Below are 18,821 nucleotides of genomic sequence, written 5' to 3' on the forward strand. Positions count from 1 at the left end.
GTCTAGGGCTACACACGTGCTACAATGGTGGGGACAAAAAGATGCAATACCGCAAGGTGGAGCAAAACTCAAAACCCTATCCCAGTTCGGATTGTAGGCTGAAACTCGCCTACATGAAGCCGGAGTTGCTAGTAATCGCGAATCAGAATGTCGCGGTGAATACGTTCCCGGGTCTTGTACACACCGCCCGTCACACCATGAGAGTCGGCAACACCCGAAGCCCGTGAGGTAACCTTTTGGAACCAGCGGTCGAAGGTGGGGTTGATAATTGGGGTGAAGTCGTAACAAGGTAGCCGTAGGAGAACCTGCGGCTGGATCACCTCCTTTCTAAGGAGTCGACATGGAAATGTAATTTCCATGAAGGTTCTTTGTTCTCTGTTTAATTTTGAGAGTTTAATTCTCTCTAATTTGTACTTTGAAAATTGCATAGTAATCAATATAGAGTAATACTCTAAAGCAAGGCAAAGTTAATTCTTTGTTGTTTGAATTTAAATATATTTACTTAAGGTCAAGCTACAAAGGGCGCATGGTGAATGCCTTGGCCCTAGGAGCCGATGAAGGACGTGATAAGCTGCGATAAGCTTCGGGTAGGCGCAAATAGCCTGTGAACCGAAGATTTCCGAATGAGGAAACTCTCATGGGTAACCCCATGAACTGTATACTGAATTCATAGGTATATAGAGGTAAACCCGGGGAACTGAAACATCTAAGTACCTGGAGGAAGAGAAAGAAAAATCGATTTCCTTAGTAGCGGCGAGCGAAACGGAAAGAGCCCAAACCGGAAACTTGTTTCCGGGGTTGCGGTCAGATCATTAAGGCTTTATATCTTAACCGAAGATTTCTGGAAAGTTAAACCATAGAAGGTAATAGTCCTGTAGGTAAAAAGAGAAAAAAGCCCGATCTGTACCAGAGTACCACGAGACACGTGAAACCTTGTGGGAAGCTGGGAGGACCACCTCCCAAGGCTAAATACTACCTAGTGACCGATAGTGAAGAAGTACCGTGAGGGAAAGGTGAAAAGAACCCCAGGAGGGGAGTGAAATAGAACCTGAAACCGTGTGTCCACAACCGATCAAAACACGTTAATGTGTGATGATGTGCTTTTTGTAGAACGAGCCAGCGAGTTACGGTATGCAGCAAGGTTAAGCACTTAAGGTGCGCAGCCGAAGGGAAACCAAGTCTGAATAGGGCGTATAGTTGCATGCTGTAGACCCGAAACCGGGTGACCTATCCATGGCCAGGGTGAAGCGGAAGTAAAATTCCGTGGAGGCCCGAACCACAATGGTGTTGAAAAACCATGGGATGAGCTGTGGATAGGGGAGAAATTCCAATCGAACTCGGATATAGCTGGTTCTCCTCGAAATAGCTTTAGGGCTAGCGCCATGAATGAGTACCGGAGGTAGAGCACTGAATGAGGTAGGGGCTGACAACAGTTACCGAACTTTATCAAACTCCGAATGCTGGATACTTGAATCATGGTAGTCAGACTGCGAATGATAAGATCCGTAGTCAAAAGGGAAACAGCCCAGATCACCAGCTAAGGTCCCAAAGTATAGATTAAGTGGTAAAGGATGTGGGATTTCTAAGACAACTAGGATGTTGGCTCAGAAGCAGCCATACATTAAAAGAGTGCGTAATAGCTCACTAGTCAAGAGATCCTGCGCCGAAAATGTCCGGGGCTAAAATCTAACACCGAAGCTGTGAACTTGTACTTCGTACAAGTGGTAGAGGAGCATCCTGTATGGGCTGAAGTCGTACCGAAAGGAGCGGTGGACTGTACAGGAGAGAGTATGCTGGCATAAGTAGCGAGAACTAAGTGAGAATCTTAGTGGTCGAAAACCTAAGGTTTCCTGGGGAAGGTTTGTCCGCCCAGGGTAAGTCGGGACCTAAGCCGAGGCCGAAAGGCGTAGGTGATGGACAATCGGTTGATATTCCGATACCGCAGAGTAACGTTATGAGAAATGGGATGACGCAGGAGGATAGGATATGCGTACGTTATTGGAAGTACGCCTAAGCACTGAGGATGAAAGATAGGAAAATCCGTCTTTCGTTAAGTCTGGGGTGTAATGGTGAGGTAGTTTACTACCGAAATATCTGATTTCATGCTGCCAAGAAAAGTCTCTATCCAGGAGTTCTGTGCCCGTACCGCAAACCGACACAGGTAGGTGAGGAGAGAATCCTAAGACCATCGGAAGAATTGCTGTTAAGGAACTCGGCAAATTGACCCCGTAACTTCGGGAGAAGGGGTGCCTACGAGAGTAGGTCGCAGAGAATAGGCCCAAGCAACTGTTTATCAAAAACACAGGTTTCTGCTAAAGCGAAAGCTGAAGTATAGGAGCTGACGCCTGCCCGGTGCTGGAAGGTTAAGGGGAATGCTTAGCGCAAGCGAAGGCATGAACTTAAGCCCCAGTAAACGGCGGCCGTAACTATAACGGTCCTAAGGTAGCGAAATTCCTTGTCGGGTAAGTTCCGACCCGCACGAATGGCGTAATGATTTGGGCACTGTCTCAACAGCAAATCCGGCGAAATTGTAGTGCAAGTGAAGATGCTTGCTACCCGCGATTGGACGGAAAGACCCCGTAGAGCTTTACTGTATCTTAGCATTGAATCTCGGTATTGTCTGTACAGAATAGGTGGGAGACTTGGAAGCAGTTCCGTCAGGGATTGTGGAGTCGTCTTTGGGATACCACCCTGACAGTACTGGGGTTCTAACCGGAGGCCATGAAACTGGTCACGGGACATAGCTAGGAGGGCAGTTTGACTGGGGCGGTCGCCTCCTAAAAAGTAACGGAGGCGCCCAAAGGTTCCCTCAGCGCGGTTGGAAACCGCGCGTAGAGTGCAAAGGCAGAAGGGAGCCTGACTGCGACACAAACAAGTGGAGCAGAGACGAAAGTCGGGCTTAGTGATCCGGTGACACCTCGTGGGAGGGTCATCGCTCAACGGATAAAAGCTACCTCGGGGATAACAGGCTGATCTCCCCCAAGAGTCCACATCGACGGGGAGGTTTGGCACCTCGATGTCGGCTCGTCGCATCCTGGGGCTGAAGTAGGTCCCAAGGGTTGGGCTGTTCGCCCATTAAAGCGGCACGCGAGCTGGGTTCAGAACGTCGTGAGACAGTTCGGTCCCTATCCGTCGCGGGCGAAGGAAATTTGAGAGGAGCTGTCCTTAGTACGAGAGGACCGGGATGGACTGACCTCTGGTGTACCAGTTGTCTTACCAAAGGCACGGCTGGGTAGCTATGTCGGGAAGGGATAAACGCTGAAGGCATCTAAGCGTGAAGCCCACCTCAAGATTAGATTTCCCATAACATAAGTTAGTAAGACCCCTGTAAGAACAACAGGTGATAGGTCAGAGGTGTAAGAATGGTAACATTTTAAGCTGACTGATACTAATAGGTCGAGGGCTTGACCAATATAAAAGTAAATATATTAAGATTACTATGCAATTTTGAAAGTACAAAGTACTTTCGAAAACTAAATAAATTAATCCGGTGACCATAGCTTGGTTGTAACACCCGTTCCCATACCGAACACGAAGGTTAAGAACCAAAGCGCCGATGGTACTGCAGGGGCAGCCCTGTGGGACAGTAGGTCATTGCCGGGTAATGTTTGGCCAGATAGCTCAGTCGGTAGAGCAGAGGACTGAAAATCCTCGTGTCCCTGGTTCGATTCCTGGTCTGGCCACCATTATTTAGTTTTGGCGCTATAGCCAAGTGGTAAGGCAGAGGTCTGCAAAACCTTTATCCCCAGTTCAAATCTGGGTGGCGCCTCCAATTATATAAATGGTTTTAAAGTGGTTTACATATATAACTTATTCTATAAGTTGTATATGTAAACCACTTTTATTTTATGTAAATAATATAATGAAGTATAAAAAGATTGAACTGTATGTTAGAATATAAGTAATATAATTTATAGGTGTGGATGGTGAATACAGTGATACGTGAATATATAAAAAATAATGTTTTAGTTACGGATGGGGCAATGGGAACATATTATTCTAAAACCACTGGAGATTATAATAATTTTTGTGAATTTGCTAATTTAACTAATCCAGAAGTAATACTTAATATCCATAAAGAGTATATAAAGTCGGGAGCTAAACTTATTAGAACAAATACATTTTCAGCAAATACTTTAACTATGGATATATCGAAGACAGAATTAGAAAATATAATAACTAAAGGGTATATGATAGCTAGAAAGGCAGCAGAAGGTAAGGAGATTTTTATAGCTGCAGATATAGGACCTATTAACAAATTTGAAATAGAGAAACCAGTGGAGTACATAATAGAAGAATATAAATTTGTAGTAGATATTTTTATGAATTTGGGAGCAGATATTTTTGTATTTGAAACATTAAGTAGTATAGATTGTTTGAAAGAGGTTTTTCAATATATAAAGAGAAAGAACAAGAATGCATTTATCTTGGCTCAGTTTGCAATTATGCAAGATGGTTTTACAAGAGAGGGTATTAGTGTAAATAGTATTGTAAATAAGATAAAAGCTATTGGGAGTATAGATGCATATGGATTTAATTGTGGATCTGGGCCAGCACATTTATATAATATAATAAAGGGATTAGATATATATGGAGATATAATATCGACACTTCCTAATGCAGGATATCCTGAAATAATTAATGAACGCATGGTATATGTAGACAATCCTGATTATTTTGCAGATAAAATGTCAATGATTAAAAACAGAGGAGTTAAAATAGTAGGGGGATGCTGTGGAACTACACCAAAACATATAGAAAAAATGGTAAGTAATTTAAAAGAAAATCTAATTAACATAGAAGAAATAGAAATAAAAAAAAATAAGGGTATAAATAATTATAAAAAGAAGAATAGTTTTACTGAAAAATTAGATAAAGGTGAATTTCCTATAGTTGTTGAATTAGACCCTCCATTTGATACAAATATAGATAAGATTATGTATGCAGCTAAGGTATGCAAGCAAAATAACATAGATCTTGTAACCATTGCAGATTCACCAATGTCAAAAGTTAGAGTGGATTCAGTAATGATTGCATCTAAAATTAAAAGAGAACTAGGAATAGAAGTTATGCCGCATATATGTTGTAGAGATAAGAATGTAAATGCAATAAGGTCAAGTTTACTTGCAGCACACATAGAAGGAATAAGGAATATACTTGCTATAACTGGAGATCCAGTTACGGGAATTGATAAGGTTAATACTAAAAGTGTTTTTAATTTAAATTCATATAAGCTTATGAATCTTATAAGTGAAATGAATAAAGAAACATTTAAGGAAGATAAGATAAGTATAGGTGGAGCACTTAATTTGAATGTATTGAATAAGGAAGTTGAAGTAACAAGGATGCTAAAGAAAGTAGAAAATGGAGGTACATTTTTTCTAACTCAACCTATATTTAAAGAAGAGACTATTGAGTTCTTAGCTAAGCTTAAGAAAGATAGAAATATAAAAATTATAGGAGGAGTTCTCCCTATAGTAAGTTATAGAAATATTCAGTTTATAAATAACGAGCTCTTCGGAGTTGATATACCTAAAGAATATATTGAGAGATTTAGTGTGGATATGACAAGACAAGAGGCAGAAGAAGTGGGAGTAAATTTAGCTAGGGAACTTATAGCTAAAATTAGGAACTATGTAGATGGTATATATATTGTTACACCATTTAATAGAATCGGTATGGTAATGAAAATACTCGAAAATGTTAGGAAGTGATTTTTATTAAAGCTGTCATAGATAGATTTGAGGACGAATTTGCTGTTTGTGAAAAGCAAGATAGAAAAATAATCAATATTCTAAGAAAAAGGATTCCTCAGAATGCAAAAGAGGGTACTGTTTTAAATTTCAATGATGATGGTAGCATTACGATTAATTTCGAAGAAACTATTAAAAGAAAAAGAGAAATAGAAGAGATTATGAAAGATCTATTTACGTAAATAACAACCTTAACATAGAAAATTAGAGTGAGCGTTCTTTACAATAATATCTATAAAAAAATTAAATTTGTATATGTAATTTAATTTTTTTATTTCGTGTAAATTGTATTTTTATAGAAGAAAAAGAAGTAAAAAACAAGTAGTATATGTAAAAAGAATGTAATAAGTGGCATATATTAGAAATAATATAGCATCAATAATAAAAGTAATGTAATTAATATGCATTAAAACTACATATTAACACATAAAAAATGAAACAATATATGTATTTTGTTTCATATTAGTATTTATTATATCACTTATACTTTAATTTTCCAACAGATAGTAAAAATATATTTTTAATATACTTTTGTTGAAATATGTTTAAAATACTGCATTATTATATGATATTATTTTGTTATGAAATTATAAAAAAACGTTTCATTATATTTTGCATGCATAATAAAATCACTTACCATAGTATTGTCTAGAAATAAAGCATATACCTAAAAATATGCAAAATACTATGAAACAAAATACATATATTGTTTCATAGTATTTTATTTCTTTCGATTATGGTTTTTTTAATATCAACTAATTGAGTATTGAGAAATTTTATGGTTAAAAATGTAATGGAGGTGATTTACGTAAGGTCGTTTATACTTGTCATGGTATGAAAGAGAGCTATATTAAAAAAACTAGTGTTGGGGATAAAGCTTTATATTTAACCTGGGGATTAAAGATATAATTGGTTTATTGTAACAAAGAAGTGTTGAAATCGTTAAAAATATGGTATAAGACAAATATAGTAAATTAATAAATATAGGGAAACCAGCTCAACATTAGAAACTGGTTTTTCTATAATTTTTATTTTGATACAACAGGATGAGTTATTTGTAATACCTTCTGAGTTGAGTTCATGTATATGGGAACACCTATTGGTAAAGTTAATTTTGGATAATCATGTCCACTCATAAAGTGTGTTAAAGTAGGTTTATTTAAGCTGAAGATTTTGTCCTTAAAAACCTCTTCAAGAGTTAAACTTCTCTCATAGTGAGGTAAAGTGCAATTTTTGAATTGACCTAATATAAAACCACTACAAGTCTTAAGTTTTCCAGAAAGCTCAATATGAGTTAGCATTCTATCTATAGCATAAGGTTCTTCATGAACGTCTTCTATAAATAAAATATTGTTTTTAAAATCAATTTCGTAAGGAGTTCCTAAGGTGTTGCTTATTAGCGATAGGTTGCCTCCAACCAAGTGTCCTTTAGCCTCGCCTTCTACAGCACAACTTAATTCAATGCTACTAGGATTCAATATTCTATAAGGGACGTCTCCGTTCATTAGTGTGTTAAAGAACGAATCAATAGTATATTTATCATCGAAGTTAGAAGTAAACATAGGACCATGAAAGGTTACAAGGCCAGATTTAGAATAGAAAGTGTTTAAAAATGAGGTTATGTCACTAAAGCCCACAAATATTTTAGGATTGTTTCGTATAACTTCGAAATCTATATATGGTAAGGTTCTCATGGAACCGTATCCGCCTCGTACACATAAAATCATATCAACAGTATCATCTTTAAACATGTCCATAATATCATTTGCTCTATCTTTATCTTCACCAGCAAGGTAGCCACGCTTATCATAAACGTGTTTGCCAAGCTTTATTTTAAAACCACGATTTTCAAAAAAATTAATAGCTTTTTCAATAGATTTAGGATTTTCAGGACTTGATGGAGATATAATTCCTATGGTATCTCCAGTTTTAAGTTTCTTACCTAACAAAATTATCACCCTCTTAGTTTAAAAAGTATTCTTTTTATATAAGAATATACCTGTTATACCTGATATTATTGCCATAAGGCCGCATATCACCCAAAAGCCATATCTATAAGTTGCTAGAGGAATTCCAGCTATGTTCATGGCGAATAGATTAGAAATCATTGTAGGTATAGATAAAATTATTGTTACTGATGTTAAAAATTTTATTACTACATTTAGGTTGTTTGATATTATTGAAGCAAAGGCATCCATAGTGCCACTTAGTATATCACTATATATACTTGCCATTTCAATAGCCTGTTTGTTTTCAATAATTACATCCTCAAGTACATCTTGATCATCAGTATATTTTTGCATTACTTCTAATTTAAGCATTTTCTCTAGAGTAATTTCATTTGATTTAAGTGAGGTTGAAAAATACACAAGTGATTTTTCAAGTGATAAAAGCTGTATGAGTTCTTTATTCTTTAAAGATTTATGAAGATGCTTTTCTACCATAAGACTTTTCTTGTCAATTTGTCTAAGATATAAGAGATAATAGGTTGCTACCTTATACAATATTTGTAATATAAATCTTGAACGTTTAAAGGTAAAGAAAGTTTTAACTTTTCCCTCTATAAAATCAGATAATACTTTACTATTCTTAAGGCAGATTGTTATTATTTCTTTTTCAGTGTGTATTATAGCAAGGGGATAAGTATCATAGGATAAAGAGTTGTCTTCCATTTCAGTAAAAGGTATATCAACAATAATTAAAATGTTATTATCTTCTATTTCTAATCTAGAAGTCTCCTCATCATCCATTGCGGCGTTTAGAAAATCCATTGGAACATTTGTTTTTTTCTGTATAAGCATTAACTCTTGTTTAGTTGGTGCTGTTACGTTTATCCAACAGCCTGGTTCTACGTTTTCAAGTCTTTCAAGCTTTGATGGATTATTGAAATCGACGCTTTTATAAATGGATATCATGTTTATTGGTCCTGTACAAAGTTTTAAATATTATTTGTACAGTGCCTCCCTTCTTTAATTCAATTATAGTTATAGATATATTATAACTGCTGAGAAGTCATAAATTCAATGAGTAAGTTCTTATTTATGATTTAGTTCACTTTTTGCTTCGAATAAAAGACTGTTATTTTCTATTAAATCAAGAGCTGTAAGAGCTAATGCTTTTGAGGACTTCATAATTATATTATGAGCATAAGGAGTAATTGTTTCATCTGAAAAAGCCTTTGTTCCATATTTTATTGAAGAATCTTTCGTTAATGATACATATGGATGTATGCACGGTATTTCATGACTTACAATTCCAAGGCTTAGACAAGAAGAGAGATTTTTAACTCCATTTATATTTATTATTTCGCTTTCTTTTAAGTTGTGAGAAAAAAGCCTTGAAAGAGTGGCATTAGATATAAGCTCTTTGCAGGGAGTATCCTTAATATGTAATTCGGATTCGATGGATACTAGATTACATAATCCCATTATGAACTCTTTAATTTTATCTTGCTTTCCGAGTATATTTTCAGAAGATGAAGATTTTAGAGTAAAAGTTATCTCAGAACTTTTAGACTCTGAATTAACTAAACTTGATAAACTGAGATTATCTATGCATGATTTATATTGGGATATATTTATTAAATGATTTAGAGTATTGAAAATAATTAAAGCTGTATTAAAGGAGGAGGATGAATCATTTGTATTAGTTAAATTATTAGTTTTTGATAAAATTAGACTTAAAGGTAGTGAGGCTATAGAGGTACCGCTTTCTGCAGTCACAGTATGTGGTTGAACGGTTAAAACTGCATCCATATCTTCAAAGGTACCCTGCTTAAACATTGTTGTCTTTGATCCGCGTTTAAATTCACCTGGACAACCTAATAATATAACACTTCCACCAACCTTAGGAATAACATGTGAAAGCATAAGAGCAGCTGCAACAGAAATAGTAGTTTTAGCATTATATCCATATATATGACCATAATTAACATCTGCATCATATTCACATATGAAACATATTTTTGGATGTCCTTCTCCAAACTGGGATAAAAAAGCTGTGTTTATATCTAAGTAATTTTTAATATTAGTAAAGTTATAAGATTCTAAAAGCTTTGTTATATAGCTATAGGATTTATATTCATGAAAGCTTTCTTCAGGGTTATCGTATAGATAACGTGTGAGATCATAAAGTGCGCTATCGATTGTACTTAAAAATGAAAGCATTTCTTGTTTCAAGTTTAATCACCTCTTATTATGAGTTTTTCAGTACTTTCTTTATTGTTGACTTAAAATTAAAAATATATTAAAAAAATATTTTGGACAAAATAAAATTCAGCAGTATAGTGAATAAAATATAATATACAGGTTATAGTGATTAAAGATTAGTATGTTTAAATAGACCACTACATTTCATTCATAGGGGGTGTAATCTATGAAAAAAACTTGCATTATATGCAGAAAGCCTCTAAAAGATGGTATAATAATAAATGGAAAAGGTATTTGTAAAAGCTGTGAAAAGAGATTAGTTAAGCTACAATGTGGAAATGATTTTTATGAGTATTACAAAAAATGCATAAAAGTTAGAATAATTCACAATGAGAGAAGACGATATAAAATTGGAGCATATGAATGTATAAAAACTCCATGATATTATAAGGAAGTGTGTTAATATTGTCTAAGACACCAATCATAGATGGAATAATGAAATATATAAGTGAAAAGAATAATCTGTTTTGCACTCCAGGGCATAAGGGAGGCAGAGGATTCGCAAATAGCGAAGGTGGCAGAAGCTTATATGAAAATATCATAAAGATAGATTTAACAGAAGTTGATGGACTTGATAACTTACATGATCCTCAAGGAATTATCAAGGAATCAGAAGAGAGACTTAGAGATTTATATGAAAGTAAAAAATCATATTTTCTTGTTAACGGAAGTACAAGTGGTAATCTCGCTATGATATTTTCATGTTTTAATGAGGGAGACAAGGTAATAGTTGAAAGAAATTGCCATAAATCTATATTTAATGGAATTATACTTAGGAAGCTTAATCCTGTGTATATAAAAAATTACTTTGACGAGGATATAAATGCTCCTTTATCTATAGATGAGGAGTATTTTTTCAAGATTATAAGAGAAAATATGGATGCAAAAGGGATAATACTTACATATCCTAATTACTATGGAGTATGCTGTGACCTTGAAGCTATAGTGAGAGAGGCAAAAAAATATAATATGAAGGTATTAGTTGACTCTGCTCATGGCGCTCATTTTGGTATATCAGAGAAGTTACCAGAAAGTGCTGTTAAGTTAGGAGCAGATATGGTTGTTATGAGTTGTCATAAAACGCTTCCGAGTTTCACACAAACTGCATTTCTTCATTTATGTGGAGATGTCGAGGAAAGCAAAGTTGATTTTTATGTAAGTTCATTTTTGAGTACAAGCCCATCGTATATGTTTATGAGCTCAATGGATTATGCTAGATGCTATCTTGAGGAAAGAGGAAAGCATGATTATGATAACCTGGTAGATTTATGTATAAAGTATTCAAAAAAGATTAATGAAATCAATGGATTGCATGTATTAGGTAAGAGTGATTTAAGGATAAATGGTAAGGTGCTTAATTTTGATGCAACAAGATTAGTTATCAATGTAGAGGATGGTTGCAGTGGGTTTAAATTATATACGTATTTAAAAGAAAATAGAATACAACCTGAAATGTGCGATCATAGAAATGTTGTTTTAATTTGTTCACCATTTGACGGAGAATTGCAGTTACAAAACTTATATAATACACTTAGAAAATGCAATATTATAAAATTAAATGACGATAATAAGGTATCTGTGCTTTTGTCATCTATGCCAGAAAATAAATTTGCCCCGTATGAGGTATTGAATTTAGAAAGTGAAAAGATCAATATTAAAGATAGTGTGGGAAAAGTGTGTAAAAAAGCATTAGTGCCATATCCACCTGGAATACCGGTGATTATGCCAGGAGAAGTAATAAATGAAAATGTTGTTGATATTATATTGAAAGCTGTTAAAGATAACATTACAGTTTTAGGAATTGAAAATCGAAATAAAGAAATTACCATAGATGTAGTTTGTGAAGATTAAGTAATTTGGAGGAATATAATGGGCAAAATATTTTGTTTGTTTGGTAAAAGTAATTCAGGTAAGGATACCATATTTAAAAAACTCAGAGATGATGATAGTATGAAACTAAAACCTATAGTGACATATACTACAAGACCTAAAAGGGATAAGGAAAAAGATGGTGTTGAATATTATTTTATTGATGAAAAAAAATTAAATGAATACGAAAGTATGGGAAAAATAATAGAAAAAAGGACCTACAGTACAGTAATGGGGAAGTGGCATTACTCCACCATTGATGATGGACAAATTGATTTTGAAAGTGGGAATTATATACTTATAACAACGCTTGAGGCATATAAGAGCATAAGAAATTATTTTGGAGAGAATAGGATCATGCCTTTTTATATAAATGTTGATGATGGCATAAGACTTGAAAGAGCATTAAAAAGAGAGAAGGGTCAACACAATCCAAATTATGAGGAAGTGTGTAGGAGATTTTTGGCTGATAATAATGACTTTAGTGAAGAAAAATTGAAGGAATGCGGAATTAAAAAATATTATAATAATTATGATCTTGAAAAGTGTCTTTGTGAAATAAAAAACGATATCAATGAGAATATTTAAATGTATCTAAAAACATAGAATTTACATAAAAATGTGTTAAAATAAATATAAAGATTATAAAAGGAGGGGTAAAATGAAATTAGTTATATGTATTGTTCAAGATGATGACGCGGGTGAGTTAATTGACGTTTTAACAGACAAAGGATTAAGAGTAACTAAGTTAGCTACTACAGGTGGATTTCTAAAGGCAGGTAATACCACATTAATGATAGGAGTTGAAGAAAAGGCAGTAGATGGTGTTATAGAAACAATAGAAGATGTATGCAAAACGCGTCAGCAAGTTGTAACATCACCTTCTCCAGTTGCAGGTTCCACAGGAGTATATGTGCCTTATCCAATTGATGTTGAGGTTGGTGGTGCAACTATATTTGTGGTGGATGTTGATAAATTTATTAAAATATAATAGAGGAAGAAGTCTCCATGAAATTTGAAAATATATTTGGACATGAAGCTGTTAGAAAACAATTTGATGAATTAGTTAAAAATAAACGTTTTCCACATGCAATTATGTTATGTGGAGAAGATGGCATAGGAAAGAGTATTGTAGCAAAAGAAATTGCTGCAAAGCTTTTAAATAAGACTGAGATAAAGGAATACGCAGATTTAATAGAGTGGAAAATATTAAATGATAAAAAAAGCATATCTGTAGATCAAGTTAGGAAAATAATAGAAGAAGTAAATAAAAAACCATATGAAGGCAATAATAAACTAATAGTAGTTCATGATATGGATTATATGACTATTCAAGGCCAAAATGCCTTTTTAAAAACAATAGAAGAGCCTCCTTTAGGTGTATATATAATATTATTGTGTCAGTCTCAGGGTAGGGTTCTTGATACTGTAAGATCAAGGTGTCAAATTTATAAGCTAAATCGTCTTGATGAACACGAAATGAGAAAGTTTATAAGTGGTACCTATAATGTAACAAATGAAGATGAGATGAGAACATTATTAGCATTTAGTGACGGTATTCCTGGCAAGGTGGATGATTTTTTAAATGATAAATCCTTAAAAGAGATAAGGAATATGGTCATAAATGCTATTTTAAATATAAAAAAGCTTAATCCCAAAGATATTGTGGATGCTGCAAATCAGCTTTCTGAGTATAAAAAATTGTGGCGTGAAATTTGTAATTATTTTGTTTTGTATATAAGAGATGCACTTGTATACAAGGAAACAGGAAACAAGGAACTTTTGATAAATTTAGATAAAATTGAGGATATAAAGAAGATAGCTAGTCAATTTTCCATGAAACAGCTCAATAGAATGGTAGAAGCTGTTAATTATGGACAGTCAAACTTAGAAACAAATGTTAATATGCCTTTAACTTATGTTGAAATGTTGTTTAAAATACAGGAGGTCTAATATGATAACAGTTGTGGGAGTGAGATTTAAAAAGGCAGGAAAGATATATTACTTTTCTCCCGGGGATCTCAATATAAACAAAGGTGATGACGTTATAGTTGAGACAGCAAGAGGAATTGAATACGGTAATTGTGTTATAGGATTGAAGCAGGTAGGGGAAGAGAGTATAGTTTCTCCTTTGAAAAGCGTTATAAGAGTAGCAACAGATGAGGACGAGATAAAATATAGAGAAAATAAGAACAAGGAAAAAGAGGCTTTCAATATTTGCTTGAGTAAAATAAAAAAGCACGAACTTGTAATGAAATTAATAGATGTAGAGTATACTTTTGATAATAATAAAATAATATTTTACTTCACAGCTGAAGGTAGAGTTGACTTTAGAGAACTTGTTAAAGACCTAGCTTCTGTATTTAGAACTAGGATTGAGTTAAGACAGATAGGGGTAAGGGATGAAGCTAAAATGATAGGTGGCTTTGGAGTATGCGGAAGACCTATGTGTTGTGCCCTCTATTTAGGTGATTTTGCACCAGTTTCAATAAAAATGGCCAAAGAACAGAACCTATCGCTTAACCCTTCTAAAATTTCAGGAGTGTGTGGAAGGCTCATGTGTTGTTTGAACTATGAGCAGGAAACTTATGAAACTATAAGAAAAAGAATGCCTAAAGTTGGATCTATAGTAAGTACAAAAGAGTATGGTAAGGCTGAAGTTGTAGATAACAATATAATAAAAGAAGCTGTTAAAATTAAATTTACTGCAGAAGACGGAGAATCAATTTCTGAAGCCGAAGTTCATATAAAGGATTTAAAACTGATATCTGGTTCATATGAGGGAAATGTAGATGAGTCTCAAATAAAGCTAGAGCTTGAAGATGTAGACGCAAAAGAAGTAAAAGAATTATTTAAGACTGATTAGGAGGCACTAAAAGATGAGGACAGTTTTAAAAATAAGTAATATGACTACTTCAGGCGATATATCAAGGGTTAGAGGTTCCATATCTAGAAATGAAGGAATAATAGCATTTCATATAGATAGGGATAAGCTAGAAGTTGAAGTGATTTACGATGATAGACTCCTAAATATAGATGATATGATTGATTCAATAGAAAAATTAGGATACATAATAATTTAAAGTACAATACAACGTGTCCTAAAAATTATATAAATATTGTTTGAAATTTATCGAAATCATGTTACAATGTACGTGTAGTATTTAACGCCTATTAAGATAAGGAGGTGTATTTAGTATGGCATATAAAATAACAGACGCTTGTGTTAGTTGTGGTTCATGTGCTTCAGAATGTCCAGTTAGCGCTATAAGCCAAGGAGATACTCAATTCGTAATTGATGCTGATACATGCATTGAATGTGGAAACTGTGCTAATGTTTGCCCAGTAGGAGCTCCAGTTCAAGAGTAATAAAATAAATAAAAAGTTCGCACAAAAAGTGCGAACTTTTTATTTATTTTACTTTAAGTTTAGTATATGCTGTAGTTTTGTATAATATATACCTTTAAAATATAGGATAATTATTTAACTAACTTTAAATATAATTGTAAACTAATCATACTAATTTACGATAATAGACTATAGGCTTTTTTTGATTTTGCATATTGGAATACATATATAAATTTTATAAGTTTTCTTAACCGACGGGTATTAAGGAGGAGAATGGTTTGGATAGTATTGTATTTGTGTTAGTGGCACTTGTGTCTGTTATAGTTGGATTTATTATTGATGGTGGTTCAGTTATAAATCTTATACATGTTTCACCAGCGATAATTGTTTTTGGAGGAACTATAGGAGCAGTAGGTACATCATTTCCGATTGGAGATATTAAAAAACTTGGAAGTATTGTTAAGGTTGCACTTTCAAAACCTAAATCAGATTTACCTGCACTTATAGCTTATTTTAAGCAAATAGCCTTCAAAACAAGAAAAGAAGGTTTGTTAAGTATAGAAGAAATGATATCTGATGAGAGTGTAGATCCATTTATTAAAAAAGGACTTCAGATGGTAGTAGACGGTATTGAACCGCAGACAGTTAAAGATACATTGGAATTAAGTGTTGAATTAATAGAAGAAAGACATAATATGGGTGCGTCTATATTTCAGGCAGCAGGTGGATATGCTCCTACTCTTGGAATTATAGGTACTGTATGTAGTCTTGTTGTTGTTCTTGCAAATTTAAGTAGTGATACATCTCAGCTTGGTGAATCTATATCATCTGCATTTTTGGCTACACTTTATGGTATAAGTAGTGCGAACTTAGTTTATTTACCAATAGCTAATAAACTTAAGAGATATAATGCAATAGAGATACAGGAAAAAAACTTGATAATCGAAGCAATACTTTGTATTCAGGAAGGTATAAATCCAAATACACTCGATGAAAAACTTAAAGGATTTTTGGACAAGAAGCAACTTCAACAGTATGAAAGTATGGGTGCAGGAGAAGGTGAATAAATTTGAAAAGGAAAAAACACGAGGAACCGGAAAATTCAGAACGTTGGCTTTTGACATATTCAGATTTAATAACGCTTCTTATGGCATTTTTTATAGTTATGTATGCCTCAAGTACAGTGAGTAAGGAAAAGTTTGCTCAAATTGCGCAATCTCTTAAAGTTGGTTTCAACGGTGCTAGTGGTAAAACAGTTATTGGTAATCAGGATGCTGTAGACATAAAGTCCACAAGCAGTTATGTTACTCAAGAAGCTAGTAAGCAAAGCGCTTCTGCTGAAAAAGCAGAGGAAAATAAACTTAAGGATGTAAAGAAAAAGATAGACCAGTATGTAAACCAAAACGGTATGCAGGGCAGTGTTAGCACAAATTTACAGGAAAAAGGATTAGTAGTTAGTATAGTTGATACACTCATGTTTGATACAGGAAGAGCAGAGGTAAAACCGGACTTTCAGAAAAAGTTAGTTGAGATAGGAGAAATATTAAAAACTATTGATAACTATATAAGAATCGAAGGGCATACGGATAATACCCCTATAAGCAATTCTCAATATGCATCAAATATTGAACTAGGCTCTGCTAGATCAAATAATGTTGAACACCTTTTTATAGATGTTTCTAAAATACCAGTTACTCAAATGTACACAGTAAGTTATGCGGATACAAGACCTGTGGCAGATAATAATTCAGAAGCAGGAAAAGCTAGAAATAGAAGAGTTGATATTGTAATATTGAATAGTAAATTTAATGCTGTGGAACAAGAGAGCAGCGGCAAATAAGGAGTAAAACAAGGAATTGAGCATACATTCCTTGTTTTTATTTTGTAGAAAAAAGACATAATGTATAATATAATTAATAGGGTTTTAATAATAATTTAGGAAGTGAACTTATGGATTTGGTTAAAATAGATGAAACACTTGATGATTTGCAAATAAAGGATATTCATATAATACAAAAAAAAGAAGGCTTTAGATTTGGAGTTGATGCAGTTTTACTAGCCAATTATGCCAAAGTTAAAAGCAATCAAACTGTAATAGATTTATGTAGTGGCACAGGAATAATTCCATTTATTATACAGGGAAAAAAATCTCCAAGGCATATTACAGGAATTGAAATTCAGGAAGATATGGTACAGATGGCTAATAGAACTGTTTTATATAATAAATTTCAAGAGAAAATAAAATTTATAAATGAAGATATTAAAAATTTGGCTGAATTAAAAAAGTTAGAAAGAGTAGATGTTGTAACAGTAAATCCACCATATAAGCTTAGAAATTCTGGAATTGTAAATGAATTTGATAAAAATGCTATTGCAAGACATGAGATATGCTGCACTTTAGAAGATGTAATAAAGGCGGCTAGAACTCTCTTAAAAGACAATGGTAGACTTTTTATGGTGCATAGACCCGAAAGACTTGCGGATATACTATGTCTTATGAGAGAGTATAAAATAGAACCAAAGTCTATAAAAATGGTTTATCCCAGTGTAAATAAAGCACCAAATATAGTTTTAATAGAGGGGCAAAGAGACGGAGGAGCATTTTTAAAGTGGGAAAAGTCTCTCTATATACACAAAGAGAATGGGGAGTATACAGAGGAATTGAATGAGATATATGGAAGGTAGGGATAATTAGGTATGAATAATGGAAAATTATTTTTGGTTGGAACACCTATAGGAAATTTAAAGGATATAACATTAAGGGCTTTAGAGACACTTCAGAATTGCGATGTTATTGCAGCAGAGGATACAAGACAAAGTTTAAAGCTTTTGAACCATTTCGATATAAAAAAACCTTTAATAAGTTATCATAAATTTAATGAGAATAACAGAAGTTCTGAGTTAATGGATATGGTTAGAGAAGGCAAAAAAGTAGCTTTAGTTACTGATGCAGGTATGCCTGGAATTTCTGATCCTGGAAGTGTTATAGTAGAGAAGTTCATAGAAAATAATCTTGAATTTGAGGTTATACCGGGTCCTACTGCTCTAATTACAGCTTTAGTATACTCTGGTTTAGATACCTCCAAATTTGTATTTAGAGGCTTTCTACCTAAGGAGACAAAAGATAGAAAAATAGTGATGGAGGAAGTAAAGAATGTTAAGGATACTTTAATTTTTTATGAAGCACCTCATAAACTATTAAATACATTAGGGTTTTTGTTCGATAATCTTGGTGATAGGGAAATAGCTATATGTAGGGAATTAACAAAGCTTCATGAAGAGATAAAACATACAACCTTAAAGAGTGCAATTGAATTTTATGAGAGTACTAAACCTAAGGGTGAATACGTACTAATTATAGAGGGGAAAAGCGAAGAGGAAATTGCTATTGAAAAAATGTCCGAATGGCAAGATATTAATGTTGAAGAACATATAATAAAGTGTATGGAAGAAGGACTGTCCAAAAAAGAAGCTATAAAGAAGGTTGCTAAGGCTAGAAATCTTTCTAAATCTGAGGTGTATAAATATTCTATAGGTATAAATTGATTTATAATCTTTTAATAACTTTGAATAATCTTTTTATTGTATGGTATGCTTTTAAAACCTCAAATATAGTGTTAGATGTACAGGTTGTAAATTATGC

General features: G+C 33.6%; 17 protein-coding genes, 2 tRNA genes and 3 rRNA genes (1 of these 22 only partly in view). 19 read left to right on the forward strand and 3 right to left on the reverse strand.

Going from position 1 to position 18,821, the window contains the following annotated elements:
• From CA_RS01660 to CA_RS01690, 7 genes are all read left to right on the forward strand, one after another.
• Positions 1-327: ribosomal RNA gene (locus CA_RS01660) — 16S ribosomal RNA — on the forward strand (it extends 1,179 nt beyond the left edge of the window).
• Positions 328-506: 179 nt separating this feature from the next.
• A 23S ribosomal RNA gene (locus tag CA_RS01665) occupies positions 507-3,412 on the forward strand.
• A gap of 74 nt (positions 3,413-3,486) precedes the next feature.
• Positions 3,487-3,603 (forward strand): 5S ribosomal RNA (gene rrf, locus CA_RS01670).
• The 16S, 23S and 5S rRNA genes sit together here with 2 tRNA genes alongside, the layout of an rRNA operon.
• 7 nt (positions 3,604-3,610) lie before the next feature.
• Positions 3,611-3,686, forward strand: a tRNA-Phe gene (locus tag CA_RS01675).
• Between the two features lie 12 nt (positions 3,687-3,698).
• Positions 3,699-3,772 (forward strand) — tRNA-Cys (locus tag CA_RS01680).
• A 151-nt stretch (positions 3,773-3,923) separates the two neighbouring features.
• Positions 3,924-5,714, forward strand: a complete 1,791-nt coding sequence (locus CA_RS01685) for a bifunctional homocysteine S-methyltransferase/methylenetetrahydrofolate reductase (RefSeq protein WP_010963614.1) — start codon at positions 3,924-3,926, stop codon at positions 5,712-5,714.
• The gene (locus CA_RS01690; RefSeq protein WP_010963615.1) at positions 5,711-5,935 is read left to right on the forward strand and encodes a DUF3006 domain-containing protein; all 225 of its coding nucleotides are present in this window, start codon (positions 5,711-5,713) and stop codon (positions 5,933-5,935) included. Before CA_RS01685 ends, CA_RS01690 begins: the two co-directional genes overlap by 4 nt.
• An 846-nt stretch (positions 5,936-6,781) precedes the next feature.
• On the opposite strand, the gene CA_RS01695 is transcribed toward CA_RS01690, so the two are convergent.
• From CA_RS01695 to CA_RS01705, 3 genes are all read right to left on the reverse strand, one after another.
• Positions 6,782-7,702 (reverse strand): S66 peptidase family protein, encoded by a 921-nt coding sequence (locus CA_RS01695; protein WP_010963616.1) that lies wholly within the window; start codon positions 7,700-7,702, stop codon positions 6,782-6,784.
• 18 nt (positions 7,703-7,720) lie between these two features.
• Complete coding sequence (locus CA_RS01700) at positions 7,721-8,668, reverse strand: magnesium transporter CorA family protein (RefSeq protein ID WP_010963617.1); 948 nt, start codon at positions 8,666-8,668, stop codon at positions 7,721-7,723.
• 120 nt (positions 8,669-8,788) lie between these two features.
• On the reverse strand, positions 8,789-9,931 hold the full coding sequence (locus CA_RS01705) for a M20 family metallopeptidase (RefSeq protein WP_010963618.1): 1,143 nt from the start codon (positions 9,929-9,931) through the stop codon (positions 8,789-8,791).
• A 196-nt stretch (positions 9,932-10,127) separates the two neighbouring features.
• On the opposite strand from CA_RS01705, the gene CA_RS01710 reads away from it, so the two are divergent.
• The 12 genes from CA_RS01710 (at position 10,128) to rsmI (ending at position 18,724) form a co-directional block, all read left to right on the forward strand.
• A complete protein-coding gene (locus CA_RS01710; RefSeq protein ID WP_010963619.1) occupies positions 10,128-10,343 on the forward strand; it encodes a sigma factor G inhibitor Gin in 216 nt (71 codons plus the stop codon).
• Positions 10,344-10,366: 23 nt separating this feature from the next.
• Positions 10,367-11,812 carry an aminotransferase class I/II-fold pyridoxal phosphate-dependent enzyme gene (locus tag CA_RS01715; protein WP_010963620.1) on the forward strand — a complete coding sequence of 482 codons (1,446 nt, stop codon included), beginning with the start codon at positions 10,367-10,369 and terminating at the stop codon, positions 11,810-11,812.
• Positions 11,813-11,830: 18 nt separating this feature from the next.
• Positions 11,831-12,418, forward strand: a complete 588-nt coding sequence (locus CA_RS01720) for a guanylate kinase (RefSeq protein WP_010963621.1) — start codon at positions 11,831-11,833, stop codon at positions 12,416-12,418.
• A gap of 73 nt (positions 12,419-12,491) precedes the next feature.
• Positions 12,492-12,821, forward strand: a complete 330-nt coding sequence (locus tag CA_RS01725) for a cyclic-di-AMP receptor (protein ID WP_010963622.1) — start codon at positions 12,492-12,494, stop codon at positions 12,819-12,821.
• 17 nt (positions 12,822-12,838) lie between these two features.
• Entirely contained in the window at positions 12,839-13,783 is a 945-nt protein-coding gene (locus tag CA_RS01730) for a DNA polymerase III subunit delta' (RefSeq protein WP_010963623.1), read from the forward strand.
• Between the two features lies 1 nt (position 13,784).
• On the forward strand, positions 13,785-14,696 hold the full coding sequence (locus tag CA_RS01735) for a PSP1 domain-containing protein (protein WP_010963624.1): 912 nt from the start codon (positions 13,785-13,787) through the stop codon (positions 14,694-14,696).
• Between the two features lie 13 nt (positions 14,697-14,709).
• Entirely contained in the window at positions 14,710-14,913 is a 204-nt protein-coding gene (locus CA_RS01740) for a heavy-metal-associated domain-containing protein (RefSeq protein WP_010963625.1), read from the forward strand.
• A 115-nt stretch (positions 14,914-15,028) separates the two neighbouring features.
• A complete protein-coding gene (locus CA_RS01745; RefSeq protein WP_010963626.1) occupies positions 15,029-15,199 on the forward strand; it encodes a DUF362 domain-containing protein in 171 nt (56 codons plus the stop codon).
• Between the two features lie 257 nt (positions 15,200-15,456).
• A complete protein-coding gene (locus CA_RS01750; protein WP_010963627.1) occupies positions 15,457-16,245 on the forward strand; it encodes a motility protein A in 789 nt (262 codons plus the stop codon).
• Between the two features lie 2 nt (positions 16,246-16,247).
• Positions 16,248-17,018, forward strand: a complete 771-nt coding sequence (locus CA_RS01755) for an OmpA/MotB family protein (RefSeq protein WP_010963628.1) — start codon at positions 16,248-16,250, stop codon at positions 17,016-17,018.
• A 110-nt stretch (positions 17,019-17,128) separates the two neighbouring features.
• Entirely contained in the window at positions 17,129-17,863 is a 735-nt protein-coding gene (locus tag CA_RS01760) for a tRNA1(Val) (adenine(37)-N6)-methyltransferase (protein ID WP_010963629.1), read from the forward strand.
• A gap of 12 nt (positions 17,864-17,875) precedes the next feature.
• Positions 17,876-18,724 (forward strand): 16S rRNA (cytidine(1402)-2'-O)-methyltransferase, encoded by an 849-nt coding sequence (gene rsmI / locus CA_RS01765; protein WP_010963630.1) that lies wholly within the window; start codon positions 17,876-17,878, stop codon positions 18,722-18,724.
• The last annotated feature ends 97 nt before the right edge of the window (positions 18,725-18,821 follow it).

The organism is Clostridium acetobutylicum ATCC 824 (genome assembly GCF_000008765.1).
GTDB classification, from domain to species: domain Bacteria; phylum Bacillota; class Clostridia; order Clostridiales; family Clostridiaceae; genus Clostridium_S; species Clostridium_S acetobutylicum.

Coding starts and splice junctions, on each gene's coding strand:
- CA_RS01720 (WP_010963621.1), top strand. CDS start 11,831: ATGGGCAAAATATTTTGTTTGTTTGGTAAAAGTAATTCAGGTAAGGAT.
- CA_RS01740 (WP_010963625.1), top strand. CDS start 14,710: ATGAGGACAGTTTTAAAAATAAGTAATATGACTACTTCAGGCGATATA.
- CA_RS01730 (WP_010963623.1), top strand. CDS start 12,839: ATGAAATTTGAAAATATATTTGGACATGAAGCTGTTAGAAAACAATTT.
- CA_RS01735 (WP_010963624.1), top strand. CDS start 13,785: ATGATAACAGTTGTGGGAGTGAGATTTAAAAAGGCAGGAAAGATATAT.
- CA_RS01760 (WP_010963629.1), top strand. CDS start 17,129: ATGGATTTGGTTAAAATAGATGAAACACTTGATGATTTGCAAATAAAG.
- CA_RS01725 (WP_010963622.1), top strand. CDS start 12,492: ATGAAATTAGTTATATGTATTGTTCAAGATGATGACGCGGGTGAGTTA.
- CA_RS01745 (WP_010963626.1), top strand. CDS start 15,029: ATGGCATATAAAATAACAGACGCTTGTGTTAGTTGTGGTTCATGTGCT.
- CA_RS01685 (WP_010963614.1), top strand. CDS start 3,924: ATGGTGAATACAGTGATACGTGAATATATAAAAAATAATGTTTTAGTT.
- CA_RS01700 (WP_010963617.1), bottom strand. CDS start 8,668: ATGATATCCATTTATAAAAGCGTCGATTTCAATAATCCATCAAAGCTT.
- rsmI (WP_010963630.1), top strand. CDS start 17,876: ATGAATAATGGAAAATTATTTTTGGTTGGAACACCTATAGGAAATTTA.
- CA_RS01710 (WP_010963619.1), top strand. CDS start 10,128: ATGAAAAAAACTTGCATTATATGCAGAAAGCCTCTAAAAGATGGTATA.